Origin of the sequence: Synechococcus sp. CBW1002 (genome assembly GCF_015840915.1) — a bacterium.
In the GTDB taxonomy this organism is placed as follows: domain Bacteria; phylum Cyanobacteriota; class Cyanobacteriia; order PCC-6307; family Cyanobiaceae; genus CBW1002.
The window spans coordinates 3822225-3841602 of sequence record NZ_CP060398.1; the positions used below are offsets into that span (position 1 = coordinate 3822225).

Here is a 19378-nt window from a genome sequence, read left to right on the forward strand (position 1 = left end):
CTGCGAGCGCATCCAAGCTGCAGATGTCCACCCTGCGCACCCGTTCCAGGCTGACCGCCCTGCGGGAACGGCTGGAGGTGCTGCATGCTCAGCTGGCCGAGCAGGTGGAACTCCTGCCGATCGGCAATGAGAGCTGGATCGAGACCGAGCGCGAGCTCCGGGCTGCGGAATCAGCCATGGCGCAGCTGCATGGCAGGCGATGGATCTGAGCAGGGGCAGTCTGATGATGCCCCAAGACATTTCACCCATGGCCCTTGGCGATCTCCCAGCTCAGCAGCGCCCATTTCAGTGGTGACCATGACCGTCTGCTGGAGGGGCTGAGCCAGGGGAGAAGGATTGGCTCCACAGGGGCCGGAGCAGTCCGGTCCCGATTGTCACGGCCGCTGTTGCTGATCCAGGATCTCGATGGGGTCTGCATGCCCCTGGTGCGTGATCCCCTGCAGCGCCGGGTTGATCCGGCCTACCTGCGGGCCTGCAAGGCGATGCAGGGGAGCTTCGCCGTGCTGACCAACGGCGAGCACGGCGGCCGCCGCGGCATGAATCCCATCGTCGAAGCGGCCGTGGGCGATGCCGAGGCGGTGCGCCGCGAGGGCCTCTACCTGCCGGGTCTGGCCGGCGGTGGTGTGCAGATCCAGGATTGCCACGGCCGGATCGAGCATCCCGGCGTGAGCGATGCCGAACTCAGCTTTCTCGAACATGTGCCGATCCGGCTGCGCGAGGACCTGACCACCGTGCTGGCAGGGCCGTCCTTCGGTCTGCGGGGCGACGAACTGGAGGCACTGGTGCAGACCGCCGTGCTCGACAACCAGGTCTCCCCCACCCTGAACATCAATACCCTCTTCCCCTATTTCGGGGCAGAACCGGAGCTGTGGGGCCGGCTGCAACAGGCCATGGCCGGCCTGATGGAGGGGCTGCTCGATCAGGCGGTGGCAGCCGGGCTGGAGGGGTCGTTCTTTGTGCACCTCGCCCCCAACCTCGGCAGAAGCGGCGACCGCGAGCTGCTCAGGCCCGGCCAGGCGGGCGATGCCGGCACCACTGATTTCCAGTTCATGCTGAGCGGTGCCGTCAAGGAGGCGGGCGTGCTGGTGCTGCTCAATCAGCACGTGCACCGCAGCACCGGTCGCCATCCCCTCGGGGCCGATTTCACCGTGCGCACGGCACCACGCCGCCATGAAGATCTGCTGCGGCTGGCGCAGGAGCGCTTCGATCCGGCCACGCTGCCGCAGCTGGTGGGCGTCGGCGACACGGTGACCTCCCAGCCGATCAAGCCCGGTTCAAACGAACGGCTGCGGGGCGGCAGTGACCGGGGCTTCCTGCGGCTGGTTCAGGATCTCGGCCGCCAGTTCAGCACCGACAACCTGGTGCTCTTCGTCGACAGCAGCCGCGGCGAGGTGCGCCGGCCCGGTCTGGGGGATGGCCTGCAGGAGGGCACCCCTGGGGCTGAGCCCCCCTGGGAAGCGGTGGAGGGGATCAGCGATCCCGCCGATCCGCTGCGACTCCAGTACCTCTTCGCCGGCGGCCATCGCCAGTACACCGCCTGGTTCGCCGGGCTGGCCGCGGCCCTCAACCCTGGGAGTGGGGCGATCCCGTCCGACGCAGACGCACCGGCGACGCCCCCGACGTGAGGCCCCGCCGCACCGGGTGGGCGGCATGGGTGGCGTCCAGTTCAAGGCTGGCGCGGCTGAGAATGCGGCTGAGCACCACCTTCATCTCGTACTGGGCGAACGCCATGCCGATGCAGCGCCGGCTGCCGCCACCGAACGGAAGGAACTCGTAGGGCTGTAGCTGGTCTCGAGGAAGCGCTCGGGCCTGAAGGTCTCGGGATCGGGATAGACGGCCGGGCGACGGTGAGCCAGATAGTTCGAGCCGATCACGAGCGTGTCCGGTTCCAGGCGCTGGCCTGCCAGGGTGACGGGACGGCGCACAACCCGCGGAAACGTGAGCATGCCCACCGGGTAGATGCGCAGGGTCTCGTTGCAGACCGCCGCCAGATAGGGAAGAGACAACACGGCCGTGGGGTCGGCGGCAGCATCAACTCCAGCCAGCTCCTGCTGCAGGCGCAGACGCAGCTCCGGCCTGCGATGCAGCCAGTAGAGCGCCCAGGTGAGGGCCGTGGCGGTGGTTTCGTGGCCAGCCACCAACAGGGTCATCAGCTCATCCCGCAGCTCCTGGTCCGTCATCGGCTGACCCTGCTCATCGCGGGCCGCCAGCAGGAGCGACAGGATGTCGCTCGAAACCTCGGACGTCTCGGGTTGCCGGCGGCGCCGCTCGATCTCGTCATCGATCAGGGCATCGATCGCGGCACGCCGGCGCACAAAGCCGCCCCAGGGGCTGAGCGGCCCCAGATCAAGCCGCAGCAGCGGGAAGTAGAGGAGGCTCACACTCGCCGGACTGCTCATCTGATCCAGCAGGGCGACCAGCAGCCGCTCCAGCTCCCGGTAGCGCTCCCCCTCCGCCAGCCCAAAGACGGTGGAGAGGATCACGCGCATGGAGATCAACTGCATCGCCTTCTGGGCGGAGAAGGTCGATCCGACAGGCCAGCCATCGATCACCGCATCGCTGATCTGCGCGATCGTCTGCCCATAGGAACGCATCCGCTCCCCGTGGAAGGGAGGCATCAGCAATCTGCGCATGCGGCGATGTCGGTCGCCGCTGATGCCGATCACCGACTCGGTGCCGAGGAAGGGTTCGAACAGGGCGTTGAGGTCCCCGGGGGCATCGAACGGATCGCCGTCATCCTGATTGAGCAGCGTGCGCAGATCCTCCGGCGCGCTGAGCATCACCAGCGGCCTTCCGCCCCCTCCCAGCCGTGCCGTGAAGGCATCGCCGTAACGGCTGGCGGCTCGCCGCATGAAACGGAAGGGTGAGCGGATCCAGCCGAACGTCTGCACCACCCAGGGGGAACGCGGGCCGGCCGGCAGCGCGGAGCTGGGCAGGGTCCGAGTCTTCGACTTGGTCTGAGGCTGACCCTGGGCCTGGGTCTCAGTCTTGGTCTGGGGCAAGGTGGTCGAAGGGGAAATGACGGGACGCCACGGAGCGTGGTGGCGATGGATGCACTCCAGCCTTGAGGGCGGCGGGCTGGCCTGCGTTCAGTCGCGCCCGCTGGAGGGAAGCCGGCTGACCTGCTGAGCGCGGGCCTCGGGATCGCCCAGCAGAACCAGACCCGCCTGATGGACCCGAACGATGCCGTGGGCCATCAGCAGCGCCGCCGCCAGGCAGCCCACCAGGCTGAGCAGCGCCACCAGATCCAGGCCGGGAGCAGGATCCCCATCCCGTCCCCCGCTGCCCACGCTGTCCAGCGGCTGGGGTTGCCCGGGTGCTCCGACGGGCATGGCCTGAGGGGCGGACGACCCCCGCATTGTTGGCGGCTGTCACCGCTGGCGATGATTTTCGTAGCACCTCGTACCCATGCAGCGTCAGCCCATCGGCTGCACCCTGGGGACGCCCCCTTCTCCCGCCAGACGGATGCCCCAGCCATCCCGCCCCGCGTCCGGGCACCCCATCTCAGGCCCGCCCGCTGAGTGGAGCGGCGCGGTGTGTCGGCAGGAAGGCTGGTGGACCGCCACCACCAGCCTGGCACCGGCGGGTCTGCGGCTCTACCGGCAGCGCTGGAGCGGTGCGGAGCCGCCCCGGGCGGCGATGGTGCTGGTGCACGGCATCGGAGGTCACAGCGGTCTGTTCACAGACCTGGCCGAGGAGCTGGTGGGCTGGGGTCTGGAGGTGTTCGCCTTTGATCTGCCGGGCCATGGCCGTTCGGACGGTCCCAGGGGGCTGGTGCGGTCCTGGAGCGATTACCGCGACTGTCTGGATCAGTTCCTCGCCAGCGAGGTGACCGCAGCCCGCCCGGACCTGGCCTGTCTGCTGCTGGGTCACAGCCTCGGAGGGACCCTCGTGCTGGATGCGGTGCTGGATTCGGATGAGGCCAGCACCCGGCTCATCGGGGCGGTGGTCTCGAATCCTGCCGTCGGAGAAACAGGAGCAGCTTCCTGGCGCCTGCTGTGCGCCCGCCTCCTCTCACGGATCTGGCCCTCCTTCACCCTGTCCACGGGCTTCCCCCTCAAGCTGGCCTGCCGCGATCCGATCCGCCTCGAGGCCTACCGCCGCGACCCCTACCGGCACACCCTCTGCTCAGCGCGGCTGGCCACCGAATTTCTGGCGGTGGCTGGGCGATTGCAGACGGAGGCGCCCCGGATCACCCTGCCGCTGCTCCTGCTGCAGAGCGGCGCCGATGGCGTCACCCCGCCGGCGGCAGCGGAACGGTTCTTCGCCGGGCTGCCGGAAGCGACCAGCACCTGGCGGTTCTACCCAGCCAGCTTCCACGAACTCTTTGACGATCTGGACCGCCAGGAGGTGCTGGCTGACCTGCGGAGCTGGATCGAGGCCCTGATGGCGGTGCCGGCCGGATCGCCGTGACCCCCATGCACGGACGGAACGGCCAGGGCCTGGAACCGATCCCGCCCCGCCTGAGCATGGCGATGGTGCGACTGCTGCATGGCCTGCTGCCGCTGCTGTTGCGCTTCCGCTGGTTCGTATGGCTGCCGGCGCGGATCGAAGGGCTGGAGCTGGTGGAGGGGGAGCATCTGGTGGAGGCCTTCCAGCGCTTTCAGGCCGGAAACCTGCGCTTGATCCTGGCGTTCCGCCATGGGGAAGTGGATGATCCCCTCGCCGCCCTGTGGCTGTTCTCCCGCGGGGTGCCGGCCCTGGCCCGCCGACACGGGGTGCGCCTGCATCTGCCGTTGCATGCCCAGTTCCTCTACGACCGCGGCATGCCGCTCTGGGGCGGACGCGGCCTCGCCTGGGTGCTCTCCCGCCTGGGGGGAGTGTCGCTGCGGCGCGGCCGGCGCCCCGACTGGACGGCCCTGCGCACCAGTCGGCGCCTGGTGCTGGAGGGAGCCTGTCCCTTTGCGGTGGCTCCGGAGGGGGCCACCAACGGCCACGGCGAGCAGCTGGGCCCCCTGGAGAACGGTGTGGCCCAGCTGGGGTTGTGGTGTGTGCAGGACCTGGACCGTGCCGGCCGCAGCGAAGCCGTGTGGATCGTGCCGATCAGCCTGCAGTACCGCTACCGCCGCCAGAACTGGGGAGCACTGGAGAAGCTGCTGGAGCGGCTGGAAGGGCTGGTGGGTCTGACAAGCGATCGGGTCGGCACGATGCCAGAGGCTGAAGCGCCGGAGGGCGCGGCCATCCAAGACAACGGGGCCATCACAGAAACGGCGTTGCGGCTCTACCCGCGGTTGCTGGCGATCGGGGATGTGCTGATCGAGCAGCTGGAGCGGTTTTACGAACGTCTTGCCCCGCAACTCAAGCTGGGGTCCCCAGCACCTGCCCCCCGGCAGACTGCCGCCCAGAGGAGGGGGTCGGATGCGCCCGGCCGGGGTGAGCGGATCCAGGCACTGCTCGATCGGGCCCTGACGGTGGCGGAGAACCGCCTCGGTCTCAGCGGCGGCGGCACCCCCGAAGAACGGTGCCGCCGGCTGGAGGAAGAGGGCTGGCGGCGCCAGTTTCGCGAAGACCTGCCGCCCCGCTGCTCTCTGCCCCCCCTGGATCGCGCCCTGGCCGATTGGCTCGCCCGTGATGCGGCCATGGCCCTGGTGCACATGCGACTGGCGGAGGGCCTGGTGGCGGTGTCCGGCGATTACGTGGCACGCCGCCCCAGCTTCGAGCGCTTCGCCGAAACATCCCTCTTGCTCCACGACGCTCTGGAGCGGCTGCAGGGGGCGCGGCTGCCGCGCCGGCCTGGGCTCGGGCCTCGGCAGGTGCGGCTCAAGGTGGCCGAACCGATCCAGCTGCGGCCGGAGGGCCCTCAGCCGGCTCAGGCCATCGCACCGGATGGGCCAGACACGGCCGGACGACCTCGGCAGCAGACCCAGGCCATCACCGCCCGCATCCAGGCAGCCTTCGAGCAGGCATGGATCTGAATCATTCAAGACCCATCGTTCAATCCCTAAGGATGGGTGGTGGTAGTGGCTGGATCCGGCTGGCCATGAGACGATCCGCTTTGCCCCAGGCCCCTGCCGCCCCATTCCGATGAGCCTGCCGCCCCTGCCTGCTCTGGTCACGATCCTGGCCCTGGTGCTGTACCAGGCCACGGCCCTGCTGGTGGGCCGGGCGCGGGTCCAGCATCAGGTCAAGCCCCCCGCCACCACAGGACCCGAACAATTCGAGCGCGCCCTGCGGGTCCAGCAGAACACCCTGGAGCAGCTGGTGTTCTTCCTGCCCACCTTCTGGATGGCGGTGACCCTCAACCAGGCCGGCGTGGCCTGCGCCCTTGGCTTCGTGTGGATCGGCGCGCGGATCGCCTATGCGGTGGGCTACATGCAGGCGCCGGACAAGCGTGGCCCCGGCTTCGGCATCGCCTTTCTGGTCAGCGTGGCCCTGCTGGTGATGGCCTTCGTGGGCGTGGTGGCCAAGCTGGGTTGAAGGCCCGGTTGAACCACCGCGATCGCCACGGGATCAAGGTTGCGGTTCTGGAGCCCTGCAATTGATCGACTCAAGCAGGCCATAACGATCGTGACGCCGCTCGATGCGAGCGCCATGGCTGGCCCAGGCCGGCTGCCACTGCAGGGCCACCAGCTGGGGCTGATCCGGCTGACGTTGCAGCGGGATATCGATCAGCACATCCGCTTCCGGCTGCCAGCGGAGCAGCGAAACACCGTTGGCCTGCCACACGGTGGTGGGAGGCGGCAGACGAAGTGGAGCTGGTGGAACCGGATCCTGGCGGCCCGGGCGCCCTTCGTTCACGTAGACCAGGCTGGAGAGGCCCTCGGCGGCGAGCTCGATCACAACCCTGCGGCGACGCTCGCCCAGCACCACACACAGTTCACTCACCCAGGTCCAGGGGCCGATCCGGCTCGGGCCCAGGCTCCAGTGGCCATCGGCAGCGATCTGCATCTCCGAGGGCGGCTCGCGGAAGCGCATCGTGCGGACCGCACCGGTGCTGCCATTCGTGAGGGCCGCCTCGATCTCAGGGATGTCCTGATCCTCGGTTCCGGTGATCAGTTCCTGCACCTCCAGATGGCTGGCAAAGCGGTCGAGCTCGTGGCCCTGGCCGTCGAGTCGGATGAAGGTGCCCTGCCAGAGGCCGGCGTTGTGCTGGAGCAGGGTGGTGCGCCGCTGACTGCCACGCGGCAATGCAAGTCCCGGGTCGGGGCGAACGGTCAGAGGCGGCGCGTTGGTGGTCATGGGCATGGAGTGGAGCCGAAGGGCTGCCGTGAAGGGACCATGGGAGGGTTGTGCGCCTCCAGGACGGTTGTGTCCGAACCCACCGTGTCCAATGCGCGCTCAGGCTTGCCGCAGATTCCATCGGCCCAGGCGACAGCCTGCCCGGGCATCTGGTCCACCAAGCCCTGGTGGTGCCAGCCCTGGTCGATTCTGCTGACGGGAGTGGTGGCGGTGGCGGCGAGCTGGTGGCTGCTGCACCGCTGGTGGCTGAGCGGCTTTGTGGCCTCGGGGGTGCTGCTGTGGTGGCTGCTGTTCCTGGTGCTGGTTCCAGCGGCTTATCGGGCACAGCTGGACCCTGAAAAGCCAGAAACCCCTGAGCAGGCCTGAAAGACTCCAGGAGGTATCAGGCCACTGGTTGCATCAAGCCACCGCCGTGATTGTCGTCGTCATCGTTGTTCTCCCGATCACCCTGGAGAAGGGCGTAGAGGCCGAGGGCGAAAAGGCTGACCATCCCAGACACGATCCCGAAGCCACCCTGGAGTCCTCCACCCACATCGACCAGCTCACCCACGACTGCTCAATCCAAAGATTGTGAGAATTGTAACGTTGTTTTGCGGAAGCTGCGCCGGGCCCTGCTTTTCCACTTCGCCTGCAGGTGCTTCTGACCAGGCGATCGACCCCGGCCGCACAGTCCGCGCCTGCGCGCAACCATCACCTGCCGCCAGGGTGCTTGTCGGAACTTCATGAGCCAGTTGCGGAGTTCAACGTGGGGCTCTTCCATGTCCCGGGCGATGTCCAATCCAACCCTGCGGCTCAAGCTCGGACCAGTCGCAGCTTGTCTCCCGGGGATTCGGCACCTGGCCGCTGGACATGCCCGCCACGGGTGCTCACCAACGCCCCGGAATCACTGGATACTCACGAACCGCAACAGCGACCTGCCCCAGAGGAGCGCCGACCCGATCGCTCGCCGACTCGGTGTTGCCACGTCCGGTGAGCGCACCTGGCAACCGTTCACCATGGGGGCAGGTGCCAGCGGAATCCCCGGAGATTTGGGTTCACCGCCGCTCTTCGCGCATGGTTGTCGTCACCCAGAACGATGAAGGAAGCCCCCCAACCGAGTCTGTGATCACATCCGGTCACACCTTGGCCACGGCAAGTCACACCTGACGGGCCCGTTCGGACGGACAGTGAAGACGTGGCTCACCTGCCGCCATGAATCTCCCCCATCACGTCCCACGGGCTGATGGCCAGCCACTGGCCGTGCCCCATACCCATACCCCCCAGGAGCCCAGGCCCCCTGAGGCCCCGATTCGTCTTGAACGGAGCCTGAGCGACATCCTGGGGCTTGCCTTTCTGGGGCTGGCGACCATCGGCCTGGCCCTTGTCCCCACGGCAGCAGGGGCGACCAACTGGGAAGCGATCGATCGCCTGCGGCTGCTGTTGAAGCGTTCCGGGGTTCAGGTGGTGCAACGCGACTGCACCCAGCGGGGGCTGCAGGGCCTCTACAGCCACGGCAGCGACACGATCGTGATCTGCAGAGTGCACAGCAACCCCAGGGAGGTCTGGAACACCCTGGCCCATGAGGCCACCCATCGGATGCAGGCCTGCCGCGGCGGTGCCATCACCGATCCGAATTACCACCGCTCCATGGCCGAGGCCCTGGCCAAACGATCACCACAGGATCTGGCTTCCCTGCGGCTCTATCCAGCCCGCCAACGGGCTGGAGAGCTGGAGGCCCGATACACGGCCCAGCTGCCCCCATCGCAGGTGATCCAACTGTTCGAACGCTATTGCGGTTGACGCCTCTCTTCATTGACTCATCAAGCCCGGATTCGACCATGAACGACCTGCTTCTCTCCCTGGCCATGGCAGCCCTGAGTCAGTTCTCCAGCCTTGCTCCAGGCGGATTTGGTGGTGGTTTTGGTGGTGGATTCGGTATTCCCGGACTCAACGACAACGGCAATCGGCCGCAATTTCCGACGACCGTTCCTCGCCGACCGTCCGACCAGCTGGCCAGCCTGGCCGTCGTGCAGTGCCTGTACTCAGATGGCCAACTCGACCGCGTCCAGGCCCGGACTCTGGTCAACCACCAGGCCCAGCGACGGGGCTGGCCAAGGGGATGGGAGTCAGGGATCTCCCCCCGACAAGTCGAGCAGGTGATCAGAAGTGCCGGAGGCTGTGATCCGTTGCTGGCTCAGCTGCGCCGAGGCAGCATCCCCTCTGGTGTCCGGGGCCGCGGCAACGGCATCGCCGTCAGGCCCTATGCGACGCCTCCGGCAAGGGTGCCATCACCAGGGGCCGGGCTCAGCGAACGCGAGGGGTTTGGCCTGGCGCCCTACCGCTGATATCACGACCATCCACTCGGACAACCAACTCGGGGACTCCACCAGCCACGCTGTCCTGAACAATCGACCAGGCCGATCGGGCGCAAGACTGATCAACCCTGACGACTAGTATGCCGTCCCGGAAATAACAGCTAGAATCGAGAGTGTCACCCGAGGTGCCTTGTGGCGCTTGGTCGTCCGATGCCTCCGCTGGTCCTCAGCGAGGACGAGGTTCAGCAGTTGCGGGCCCTTGCAAATTCCCGGTCGTTGCCGCATTCGATCGTGCAGCGCGCTCAGATCGTGCTGGCCTGCGGTGCCGGCGAGACCAACACCGCCATCGCCAAACGGATGGGGCTGACGGGGATGACCGTTGGCAAGTGGCGCAAGCGGTACCGGGAGCTGGGCCTGGAGGGCCTGCATGACGAGCTGCGGCCGGGTAGGCCTCGCACCTACGAGGACGACACGGTGGCGGAGGTGATCAACCGGGCACTGCAGACCAAGCCCACCGATGGCAGCACCCAGTGGTCTGCGCGCTCCCTCGCGGCTGCCACCGGCATCTCCAAAACCACCGTTCACCGCTGGCTGCAGACTTTCTCGGTCCAGCCCCACCGGCAGAAGTCGTTCAAGCTCTCCACCGACCCGTTCTTTGTGGAGAAGGTCCGCGACATCGTCGGCCTGTACCTGAACCCTCCGGATAAGGCGATGGTGCTCTGCGTCGACGAGAAGACGCAGATCCAGGCACTGGACCGCACCCAGCCGCTGTTGCCCATGGGCCTGGGTTACGTGGAGGGCGTCACCCACGACTACATCCGCCACGGCACCACCACGCTGTTCGCTGCTCTGGATGTGGCAACAGGCGAGGTGATCACCCAATGCAAGCCCCGCCATAGGCATCAGGAGTTCCTGGGGTTCCTGCGCCAGATCGAGAAGTCGGTCCCCGAGGAGCTTGATGTCCACTTGATCGTCGACAACTACTGCACCCACAAGCACGCCAAGGTGAGGGCCTGGCTGGCGCAGCGGCCCCGCTTCCACGTGCACTACACACCGACCTACGCCTCCTGGATCAACCAGGTGGAGCGTTGGTTTGGGATCATCACCCAGCGGGCGATCCGACGCGGCAGCTTCTCCAGCGTCAAGGAGTTGATCTCCAAGATCGAGCAATTCGTGGCGGCCTACAACAAGACCAAGGCGCCGTTCAACTGGACGGCCACAGCGGATTCAATCCTGGAGAAGCTCCAGCGACTTTGCTCGCAGATCTCCGGGACGGCACACTAGGAGTTTGTTGCCAATAGAGCAGCGAGCCCCTGGTCACGACGAATCCCGGTGAGGTGAGCTCTGAGGTCTACCTCTCCCGCTGAGCTGGTTCATTGGGGCGAGGTTGACTCAGCCCTGGCGGCATTGCCAGGGTCTCTACCCCTCATCCCGTCGCTGCTGCCCAGAGCTGCTGCTGTGATCGCCTGTACCGGAACAACTTGAGCAGGTTGTGGGTGGCAGCGATCAGATGCCATTCACCATCGACCTTCTCCAGGCCCCGCAAGAGAAACCGCCGCAGGCCCCGGCCTTCCTTGATCTGGCCGTTCACCGGCTCCACGATCGCTTTGCGCTGGGCGTAGATCCTGGATCCCTTCTTGCTTCTGATCTTGCGGGCCATGCGGGTTCTGGCGTCGGCATCTCTGGGCAGCGGTCCTCGCTGTGGCGGTGGCGGCTTCCCATGCGGCAGACGGCCGGTGGCGATGTAGGCGTCAATGCCAAGGTCCTCACAGTGACCTGCGTTGTCGTCGCTCCAGTAGCCCGCATCCATCGTCATCACGTCCGGCAGTTCACCGGCGCTGGCGGCGATCCGCTCCAGCATGGGCTCCAGGTGCTCCACGTCCGGTGGCTGGTTGCTGACGCCCACCGCCACGATCACCTGGTGGTCACTGTCGACCGCCAGCTGGCAGTTGTAGCCCTGCAGGTAGGTGCCGCCGGACTGCATGAGGTGGCTGTCGGAATCTGTGAAATTCCGTTGGGTCTTGGCCGTCGGTGTGCCGTCAGCCTTTCTCGCCAGACCACGCCTGGGCATCGCGTCAGAGGCGAGTGGCTCCAGATCTGGTGGCTCGAGGCCAGCGCTCTCGGCGGCCTCGATGGCTTTGTCCCCCGCCGCTGCTGCCTTTGCCGCTGCGGCTTCCGCTTTCCTGTTCAGCTCGGCCTGCTCAGGGGCCGATCCATCCGATTCCTCGGCTGCGGTCGCTTTGGCTCTGGCCTTCTCGGCTTCCTCCTGCCGCTGCCGCGCTGCAGCTGCAGCGGTTTCCGCCTCCATCTCCTTGCGGGCCTGACGGATTTTTGCGAGGCGGCCCTGCTTGTGGCGCAGCTCATCGGGAAGTTCACTGCCCAGGTTTCCTTTGCCGTAGCGCCGGTCTTCCTGGGCATCCAGGATCTCGGCCTTGCGGATCAAGGCGTTGATTTCCTTCTGGAGCTCCTTCTCCGCCCTGAGCATCCGCTCGTGGCTCATCGCCTTGTGCTTGGAGGCATTGGCCTGCACCTTGGTGCCATCGAGGGCCACATGGCCCAGGCTCACCATCCCCGCCTTCTGGCACAGGCGCAGGATCTGAATAAACAGGCCCTTGAGGGCATCAAGGTTGCGCCGGCGGAACTCGCTGATTCGGCTGTGGTCCGGCTGCTGGTTGCCGGTCAGCACGCGGAATGCCAGATCCTCGTAGCAGGCCCGCTCGATCTTCCTGGAGGAGACGATGCCCACGCAGTAGGCGTAAAGCAGCAGCATCGTCATCATGCGTGGATCGAATCCCTTCTCTCCGCGGGGGTCCTTGGCCTGAGCGGGTACGAGGATCGCGGAGAGATCCAGCTCATCCACCAGGTCCAGCAGGAAATACACCTGGTGGTCTTCTGAGAGCCACTCACGCGGTGACGGCGGCAGCAGGGTGGCCTGCTGCGGCTGCCAGGGGCGAAAGGTCTTGCGCTTCTGCATGCCCGAGTGTATCGCCCAGATCCATTGCAGTCACTGGGATCTGGGCAGATTGATGGGCGGCTGTGGAGAGACTGGGTGCTGATCTATGCGCGACAGGCTCCTAGAACCGATGCGTTGGGCTGCCGGCTCCAACCCAAGGCAATGGTTCGGTGAACACTGGGCCGTCGCGGCACTGGCCGTTGGGGCAGCGGCGGGAAGTCTGCTTCCACTTCAGCCGTTCTTTGGAGCCCGCTGGCAACTGGGATCGATCGCCACCGTCTTCGCCGTGCTGCGGTTCGGTTGGTGGGGCGTTCTGGTGGGTGCCGTTGAGGCGCTGGCGGAAACCTGGCAACGGGGTCCCTGGTGCCTTGCTGTTGTCTTGCTGGAAGCGGTATGGCTGAAGCTGTTTCTGGATCGCCTCAACGAAGGCCGCCGCAATGCCGATAACGGCCGCATCATCCTGGCGGATGTCGGCTTCTGGCTTGTAGCCGGCACTCCGATCATTCTGCTGTTCACCGCACTGCTGCCAAACCTGGGCAGCGTCGACGGGCTGACACAGGCGCTGGTGCAAAGCGTGAACAGTGTTGTGAATACCACGATCGGCTTCACGCTCTACCTGATGATAAAATATCGCTTTCCAGGGAAAATTGTCGTCAAGGGAATCTCCATTCGGGGATTGAGCATCAGCATCGTCTTGCTGGCCATCGCCATCCCCACCTTCGCGGTCAGCTCACTTCTGTCCCGCAATCTTCAGCTATCCCTGCAACAGAGAGAGCAGCACATGCTCAGGCTGGTCGCCAATGCGGCGATCACGATGACAGACGCTGAATTTGCTGTCATGAAACGGGCGTTGCCTAATGGAACGGAGCGCATGGAGGTACGCATCCACCAGGGAAATGGTGAAATCCACAGCACAGATACCAAGCTGTTCGAGACCCTGACCCGCGACTACGAACCCATTGATCAGCCGATCCTTTCAGTACAGAGTCTGACCTTGAAGATCCCTCGTGATCGTCAACCCTGGAAGCGAAGGCTCGAACAGGGCTACTGGATCTACGACACCACGATTGATCGTCACCTCACAGGCCAAACCTCCACCCAGACCACCGTGGCCTACTCCGCCGCCGAAACGATCCAGGCGCTGCATCGTCAAACCACTCAGACCGTGGGACTGATGGCCTGGGTGATCCTGATCGGGGCGCTGCTGAGCCACTGGCTGGGCCGCAGCCTCGATCAACAGTTCGTGAAGGTGCTGGCCCCGATCTTCCGCCACCAGGCCAGGCAGGGCAGTGGCAAAGCCAGCCTCTACGCGGTACCCAGTCTGGCAACCTCCGTCATCCTGGAGCTCAATGCCATGGTGAAACTGATCAACAGTCGGCTCCTGCGCGTCAACCGGCTCAGCCTGGAGCTGGAAGATATGAATGCCAAGCTCGAGAAATCACGTCAGGAGCTGCATCATCTCAGCACTACTGATCCACTGACCGGATGCTATAACCGTCGAGAACTTGTTCGACGACTGGAAGATGAGATCGCTCGCGCTAATCGTCAAGAAAGCGAGCTGAGCTATCTCTGCTTTGATATCGATTATTTCAAACGCGTTAATGACACCTACGGCCATGCCATGGGCGACGCCGTGCTCCTGAACGTCGCCGATACGATCCGCAGCCGCCTGCGGGCCACCGATTGCTTCTGTCGCAGCGGTGGTGAGGAATTCACGATCCTGCTACCGAATTGCTCCAGCGAAACCGGTCGCAACTACGCCGAACTGCAACGCCTCGGTGTCGCGGAAGCCGTCACCATCCTCGATGGCACGGCAGTGCAGGTGACCATCAGTCTGGGCCTCAGCACCTACAGTCCCGCCCAGGATGATGCCGAGGCCCTGATGGCTCGCGCCGATGCGGCCCTCTATGCCTCCAAGGAGAACGGTCGCAACCAGGTCACGGTGGGTTGACTGGCCGATGCCCTGCCGCGCCGCCAAAATGGGGCACGCGGCACCCCTGCATGACATGGACAACGACGTTCTGCTGCCGGTGCTGGCCGGCTTGGGGCTCATCCTGCTGATCGTGGCGGGGTCGGTGGTGCTGGTCCTGCGGCCAAGCGACACCCCCGACCGCAAGTCCTGAGCGAATGGCCGTGATGTCCAACCACAGCCACGATCCAGGGATATCCGGCGCCAGGGGATCGGCATTCCGCTGGAGCGTGCTGCTGAACAGCGTCCTTTCCGGCCTGCAGATCGCGATCGGTGTCGGCTTCGGATCGCTCGCCCTGATCTCCGATGCGATCCACAATCTCGGCGATGTGGCTGGCCTGCTGCTGGCCTGGGGAGCGGAGCACCTCAGCGACCGCCCGGCCAGCGGCCGCTTCACCTACGGCTTCGGACGCAGCACCCAGCTGGCTGCCTTGGTCAATGCGACGCTGATCCTGATGGCCGCCGCCGTGGTGATCGTCGAGGGGCTGCAACGGCTCCGGGATCCCCAGCCGATCAGCAGCACGCCGGTCATCTGGGCTGCAACAGCGGGAATCCTGGTGAACCTGTTCTCGGCACGCCTGTTCGGCCACGACCACGGCCGGAATCTCAACCGCAAGGCCGCGGTGGTGCATCTGCTCACGGATGCGGCGGTATCGGCGGCGGTGCTGGTCAGCGCTGTGCTGGTGAGCTGCACCGGCTGGGATTGGATCGATCCACTCACCGCGGTCGGTGTTGGCCTGGCCGTGGCCTGGAGCGGCTGGGGGCTGACGCGGGAGGCGGTGCTGGTGAACCTCGATGGCGTACCGCGACCGATTGAGCTGGACCTGGTGCGCCAGACCCTGCAGCAGCTGCCAGGCGTGGAGAAAGCTCACCATGTGCACATCTGGGCAATGAGCACCTCGCGCACCGCCCTTACCGCCCATCTGCGGTGCCGCAACAACGGCGTCAGCGATACCGCGCTGCTGGCACAGGCCCGTGAGCGACTGGCCGAGCTGGGCATCGATCACTCCACTCTGGAACTGGAATGGGTGAAGCCCGGCGAGACGCCAGCGTGAATCGCACCCGCACGATTCTGATCAGTGGAGCCAGCCGGGGCATCGGCCTGGCCGTGGCCAAGCGGCTGCATGCCGGCGGTCATCGGCTCAGCCTGGGTGTGCGCAGCCCCGACGCGATGAAGACCGTCTTTGGCACCCGAGGCAGCAACGAGACCCTGATGATCCACCCCTACGAGGCCACCGACCCCGGCGCCGCCCAGGCCTGGGTCACATCGAGTGTGGAACACTTCGGCGGCCTTGATGCGGTAGTCCACTGCGCTGGTATCTTCTCGCGAGTGGGGGTGGGCTTCGCCAGCGGCGAGGAGCGCGAGATCGCCCACACCCTTGAGGTGAACCTGATGGGACCCTGGTGGCTGAGTCGAGCGGCCTGGCCCCATCTGGTCGCCGGTGGCGATGGCAGGCTGATCGTGCTGGTGTCGATGAGCGGCAAGCGGATCAAGGGCAACCTCGCTGCCTACGGCGCCAGCAAGTTCGCCCTGCTGGGCCTCTGTCAGGCAATGCGCAACGAAGGCTGGGACGCCGGAATCCGGGTCACTGCCCTCTGCCCAAGCTGGGTGAACACCGAGATGGCGGCAGGCGTCAAGACGCTCACGCCCGACGCGATGACCCAGCCGGAGAGTCTTGCCGCCACAGTCGCCCACCTGCTTGATCTGCCCCCGGCTGCAGTGCCGTTCGATTACGCGGTGAGCTGCCAGCTAGAGAGCTGAACTGCGGGGCTGCAGACGGCGGCGCTCCCAGCCCTTCACCAGTCGGTAGATCACCGGCACCACGAACAGGGTCAGCACTGTGGCCACCAGCAGGCCAAAGAACACCACGGTGCCAATGCTGATGCGACTGGCTGAGCCGGCACCACTGGCAAACAGCAACGGCAGAAATCCTGCCAGCGAGGAGATCGCCGTGAGCAGGATCGGTCGCACCCTTGCCAGGGCGGCGCCGTGGATCGCCGCCTGCAGGTCCATTCCTTCAGCCAGCCGTTGGTTGGCGAACTCCACGATAAGAATGCCGTTCTTCGCGGCCAGGCTGACCAGCACCAGCAGGCCCATCTGGCCATAGACATCCAGCGGCAGGCCTCGCAGGGCCAGGCCCAGCACCGCCCCCAGCAAAGCCAGAGGCACGGTGATCAGGATGATGAACGGGTCGGCGAAGTTCTCGTACAGGCCGGCTAACACCAGCACCATCACCACCACCCCCAGGGCGAACACCCGCAGATTTCCTCCGCCTGCCTTGCGCTCCTCCCGTGCCAGTCCAGCCCATTCGAGATCGGTGCTGTTGCCCTGGCTCTTGCCCAGCCTCTCCAGTTCTGCCATCGCCTGGCCCGTGCTCACCCCCGCCTTGGGCAGGGCGCGAATCGAGATGGCACGCGCCAGACGGCTGTGGTTGATCGTGGTGGGTCCGGTGTCCTGTTCGACCCTCACCAGCTGGGCCAGGGGGATAAGCCGTCCGTCGCGGTTGCGCACGCGCAGGGAGAGCACATCGGTCTGATCGCGGCGATGACGACCATCGAGCTGCACAATCACCCGGCGCACCTCGTCGCTCTCGAAGCTGTCGTTGACGTATTCACTGCCGAAGCTGGCACCGAGCGTGTCCACCACATCGGACAACTTCACCCCCAACGACGCCATCTGCAGCCGGTCGGGCACCAGCAGCAAGCGGGGCGAATCGGCGGTGAACCGGGTCGACACCCTCTCGAACAGCCCACTGGCCTGAGCTTCGGCAATGAAGGCCTCAGCCTGCCGCTGGAAATCGCTCAGGCTCAGCTGCCCGCCACTGGTATCGAGCAGTTCCAGCTCCAGGCCGCCCTCGCTGCTGAACCCCCGCACCGTGGGGGCCTCGCTGAGTTGCACCAGACCGTTGCGCACCTGTCCGCGCAGAGCTGCATTAAGACGTTTCACCACGGCGGCGCTGCTCTGATCCGCGGAGCGCCGCTCCTCGATCGGTCGCAGCCGCAGGAACACACTGCCCTTGTTCGGACTGCTGTCTCCGAAGGAGCGACCGGCATAGAAATTCCCGCTGGCCACCAGCGGTTCCGCGGCGATCACCTGACGCACCTGCTCCATCACCTGCTGGGTCTGGGGCAGGGCGGCGCCATCGGGCAGCACCACCGCAGCACGCAACTGGCCGCCATCTTCCTGGGGGATGAAGGCCGTAGGCCGCTGCTGCAGGGCCCACCCGGTGCAGAGCAGACCAACCAGCAGAACGGCCAGCACCGCCCGGGGACTGGCCATGACCCGATCCAGCCAGCGGCCGTAGGGAGCTTCCAGCGCCTCGAGCCAGCGCTGGGGAGGGGTGATCCAGCGGGCCAGCCAGGCGGGCTCACGCCGCTCGGCGTGAAGCAGCCGGCTGGCGGCCACTGGGGTGAAGGTGAGGGCGTTGAAGGTGGAGAACACGATCGCCGCGCTGATCGCAATGGCGATCGGGGCATAGAGGCGACCCAGGCTTCCCGACAGGGTGAGGATCGGCAGGAACACCACCACCAGCACGAGCGAGGTGGCGATTACGGCCCCACCCAGTTCGTGCATGGCTTCGCGGGCCGCCTGCATCGGCGGGGTGCCGTTCTCGAGCCGTCGGCCGATGTCCTCACTCACCACAATGGCGTCGTCCACCACCAGGCCGGTGGCCAGCACCATGCCGAACAGGCTGAGGGTATTGATCGAGGTGCCGGTTGCCAGCAGCACGCTGAGGGATCCCACCAGGGCCACCGGCACCGCTGCGGCAGTGATCAGAGCCAGGCGGCTGTTGCCCAGGCCGAGCATCAGCACCAGGAAGACCAGCAGCACGGCATCCCGCAGGCTGACCACCGTCTGGTCGATGCTGGCCCGCACGTTGTCGGCTTCATCCACGATCAGCTGCAGCTCCACCCCGGGAGGAAAGCGCGGCCGCAATTCATCGAGAGCGGCATTCACCGCTCGACTCACCTCCATGGCATTGCTGCCGTCGCGCTGAAACACCCCGATCGCCACCACGGCATCGCCGGCCAGGTTGGTGGCGATCGTGTCGTACGACTCACTGCCAAGCTCCACCCGCCCCACCTCGCGCAACTGGGTGATGCCGCCGTTGCCACTGCGTGCCACCACCAGTTGCTCCAACTCGGCGACACTGCGCAGCCGGCCCTCCATGCGCAGAGGCAGGGTGACAAGCTGATCGGCGGGCGATGGTGCTTCTCCGACCTGACCCAGCGTGGCGAGCACGTTCTGGTCTTCGAGAGCGTCGCTGATGTCCTTGATCGTGAGGTTGCGCTCCTCCAGGGCCGCAGGGTCGAGCCAGAGCCGGAAGGCCAGGGAGCTGCCACCGAACAGGGCCACCTCCCCCACGCCGTTCACCCGATGCAGGCGGTCGCGCACCGTCTGCTCCACCCAGCCACTCAGAAACGCGTCGTCGTACTGGCTGCGGTCGGCACTGAAGCTCAGCACCATCAGCAGATCATCGGAGCTGCGGCGCACCTGAACGCCAAGACGCACCACCTGGGCCGGCAACTGCCGCGCCACCACCGTGGCTTCATTCTGAGTGTTGATCTGGTTGATCTCCGGATCACCACCCTCGAACGAGAGAGTGATCAGGCTGCCGTTGGAGGAACTCACCGAGCGGATCGCATCGAGTCGCTCCAGGCCGTTGAGCTGCTTCTCCAGCAGGCTGGTGACCCCCTGTTCCACCACCTCGGGGCCCGCACCGGGATAACTGGCCCTCACGGACACCCGACCCGGCGCGATCGGAGGCAGATTTTCAACCGGCAGGCCCGCCAGGCTGACGAAGCCGATCAGCAGCACCAACAGGCTGCAGACCAGGGTGAGCACCGGGCGGCGCAGGAAGGGATCGGAGACCGACTTCAAGACGGCAGCAGCTCAGGAGGGAAACTCAAGGAAGAGTCAGCAGCGACCGCCTAACGGAGGAGTGGCTGTTGACGCTGAGATCCTGCTGGAAAGGGCCGTTC

The 19378-nt window shown here is 66.0% G+C and carries 17 protein-coding genes and 1 pseudogene; 12 read left to right on the forward strand and 6 right to left on the reverse strand.

What is annotated here, in order from left to right; genetic code table 11:
* Nucleotides 1-23: 23 nt before the first annotated feature.
* Nucleotides 24-209: a hypothetical protein gene (locus tag H8F24_RS18755; protein WP_197156544.1), complete on the forward strand. Its 186-nt coding sequence runs from the start codon at nt 24-26 to the stop codon at nt 207-209.
* A 162-nt stretch (nt 210-371) separates the two neighbouring features.
* Nucleotides 372-1625 (forward strand): glucosylglycerol 3-phosphatase, encoded by a 1254-nt coding sequence (stpA, locus tag H8F24_RS18760; protein WP_231597974.1) that lies wholly within the window; start codon nt 372-374, stop codon nt 1623-1625.
* Here the strand turns inward: stpA and H8F24_RS19825 are convergent.
* Nucleotides 1564-2894 (reverse strand): annotated as a pseudogene (locus tag H8F24_RS19825) (cytochrome P450). The gene stpA and the pseudogene H8F24_RS19825 overlap by 62 nt on opposite strands.
* Before the next feature lie 195 nt (nt 2895-3089).
* A complete protein-coding gene (locus H8F24_RS18770; RefSeq protein WP_197170495.1) occupies nt 3090-3332 on the reverse strand; it encodes a hypothetical protein in 243 nt (80 codons plus the stop codon).
* Nucleotides 3333-3465: 133 nt separating this feature from the next.
* On the opposite strand from H8F24_RS18770, the gene H8F24_RS18775 reads away from it, so the two are divergent.
* From H8F24_RS18775 to H8F24_RS18785, 3 genes are all read left to right on the forward strand, one after another.
* Nucleotides 3466-4413 (forward strand): alpha/beta hydrolase, encoded by a 948-nt coding sequence (locus tag H8F24_RS18775; protein ID WP_197170496.1) that lies wholly within the window; start codon nt 3466-3468, stop codon nt 4411-4413.
* Nucleotides 4410-5915, forward strand: a complete 1506-nt coding sequence (locus tag H8F24_RS18780; RefSeq protein ID WP_197170497.1) for a 1-acyl-sn-glycerol-3-phosphate acyltransferase — start codon at nt 4410-4412, stop codon at nt 5913-5915. The genes H8F24_RS18775 and H8F24_RS18780 overlap by 4 nt, the downstream gene beginning before the upstream one ends.
* A gap of 109 nt (nt 5916-6024) precedes the next feature.
* Nucleotides 6025-6417: an MAPEG family protein gene (locus tag H8F24_RS18785; protein ID WP_197156556.1), complete on the forward strand. Its 393-nt coding sequence runs from the start codon at nt 6025-6027 to the stop codon at nt 6415-6417.
* A gap of 33 nt (nt 6418-6450) precedes the next feature.
* Here H8F24_RS18785 and H8F24_RS18790 read toward each other — a convergent pair whose 3' ends face one another.
* Nucleotides 6451-7179 carry a DUF3598 family protein gene (locus H8F24_RS18790; protein ID WP_197156557.1) on the reverse strand — a complete coding sequence of 243 codons (729 nt, stop codon included), beginning with the start codon at nt 7177-7179 and terminating at the stop codon, nt 6451-6453.
* 69 nt (nt 7180-7248) lie between these two features.
* Between H8F24_RS18790 and H8F24_RS18795 the strand changes: the two genes are divergently transcribed.
* Nucleotides 7249-7545: a DUF6737 family protein gene (locus H8F24_RS18795; protein ID WP_370594653.1), complete on the forward strand. Its 297-nt coding sequence runs from the start codon at nt 7249-7251 to the stop codon at nt 7543-7545.
* A gap of 16 nt (nt 7546-7561) precedes the next feature.
* Here H8F24_RS18795 and H8F24_RS18800 read toward each other — a convergent pair whose 3' ends face one another.
* Nucleotides 7562-7729 (reverse strand): hypothetical protein, encoded by a 168-nt coding sequence (locus tag H8F24_RS18800; RefSeq protein WP_197156558.1) that lies wholly within the window; start codon nt 7727-7729, stop codon nt 7562-7564.
* A 641-nt stretch (nt 7730-8370) separates the two neighbouring features.
* On the opposite strand from H8F24_RS18800, the gene H8F24_RS18805 reads away from it, so the two are divergent.
* From H8F24_RS18805 to H8F24_RS18815, 3 genes are all read left to right on the forward strand, one after another.
* Complete coding sequence (locus H8F24_RS18805) at nt 8371-8958, forward strand: hypothetical protein (RefSeq protein WP_231597977.1); 588 nt, start codon at nt 8371-8373, stop codon at nt 8956-8958.
* Between the two features lie 38 nt (nt 8959-8996).
* Complete coding sequence (locus tag H8F24_RS18810) at nt 8997-9503, forward strand: hypothetical protein (RefSeq protein ID WP_197156559.1); 507 nt, start codon at nt 8997-8999, stop codon at nt 9501-9503.
* A 162-nt stretch (nt 9504-9665) separates the two neighbouring features.
* Nucleotides 9666-10757, forward strand: a complete 1092-nt coding sequence (locus tag H8F24_RS18815; protein WP_197169690.1) for an IS630 family transposase — start codon at nt 9666-9668, stop codon at nt 10755-10757.
* Nucleotides 10758-10899: 142 nt separating this feature from the next.
* Here H8F24_RS18815 and H8F24_RS18820 read toward each other — a convergent pair whose 3' ends face one another.
* Nucleotides 10900-12447: an IS1182 family transposase gene (locus H8F24_RS18820; RefSeq protein ID WP_197169597.1), complete on the reverse strand. Its 1548-nt coding sequence runs from the start codon at nt 12445-12447 to the stop codon at nt 10900-10902.
* Between the two features lie 265 nt (nt 12448-12712).
* Here H8F24_RS18820 and H8F24_RS18825 point away from each other — a divergent pair, with 265 nt between their 5' ends.
* The 3 genes from H8F24_RS18825 (at nt 12713) to H8F24_RS18835 (ending at nt 16157) form a co-directional block, all read left to right on the forward strand.
* Nucleotides 12713-14377 carry a GGDEF domain-containing protein gene (locus tag H8F24_RS18825; RefSeq protein WP_197170499.1) on the forward strand — a complete coding sequence of 555 codons (1665 nt, stop codon included), beginning with the start codon at nt 12713-12715 and terminating at the stop codon, nt 14375-14377.
* A gap of 176 nt (nt 14378-14553) precedes the next feature.
* A complete protein-coding gene (locus tag H8F24_RS18830; protein WP_231597978.1) occupies nt 14554-15450 on the forward strand; it encodes a cation diffusion facilitator family transporter in 897 nt (298 codons plus the stop codon).
* Nucleotides 15447-16157 (forward strand): SDR family NAD(P)-dependent oxidoreductase, encoded by a 711-nt coding sequence (locus H8F24_RS18835; protein WP_231597979.1) that lies wholly within the window; start codon nt 15447-15449, stop codon nt 16155-16157. The genes H8F24_RS18830 and H8F24_RS18835 overlap by 4 nt, the downstream gene beginning before the upstream one ends.
* On the opposite strand, the gene H8F24_RS18840 is transcribed toward H8F24_RS18835, so the two are convergent.
* Complete coding sequence (locus tag H8F24_RS18840; RefSeq protein WP_197170501.1) at nt 16146-19277, reverse strand: efflux RND transporter permease subunit; 3132 nt, start codon at nt 19275-19277, stop codon at nt 16146-16148. The two genes, H8F24_RS18835 and H8F24_RS18840, sit on opposite strands and share 12 nt — an antisense overlap.
* Nucleotides 19278-19378: the final 101 nt, after the last annotated feature.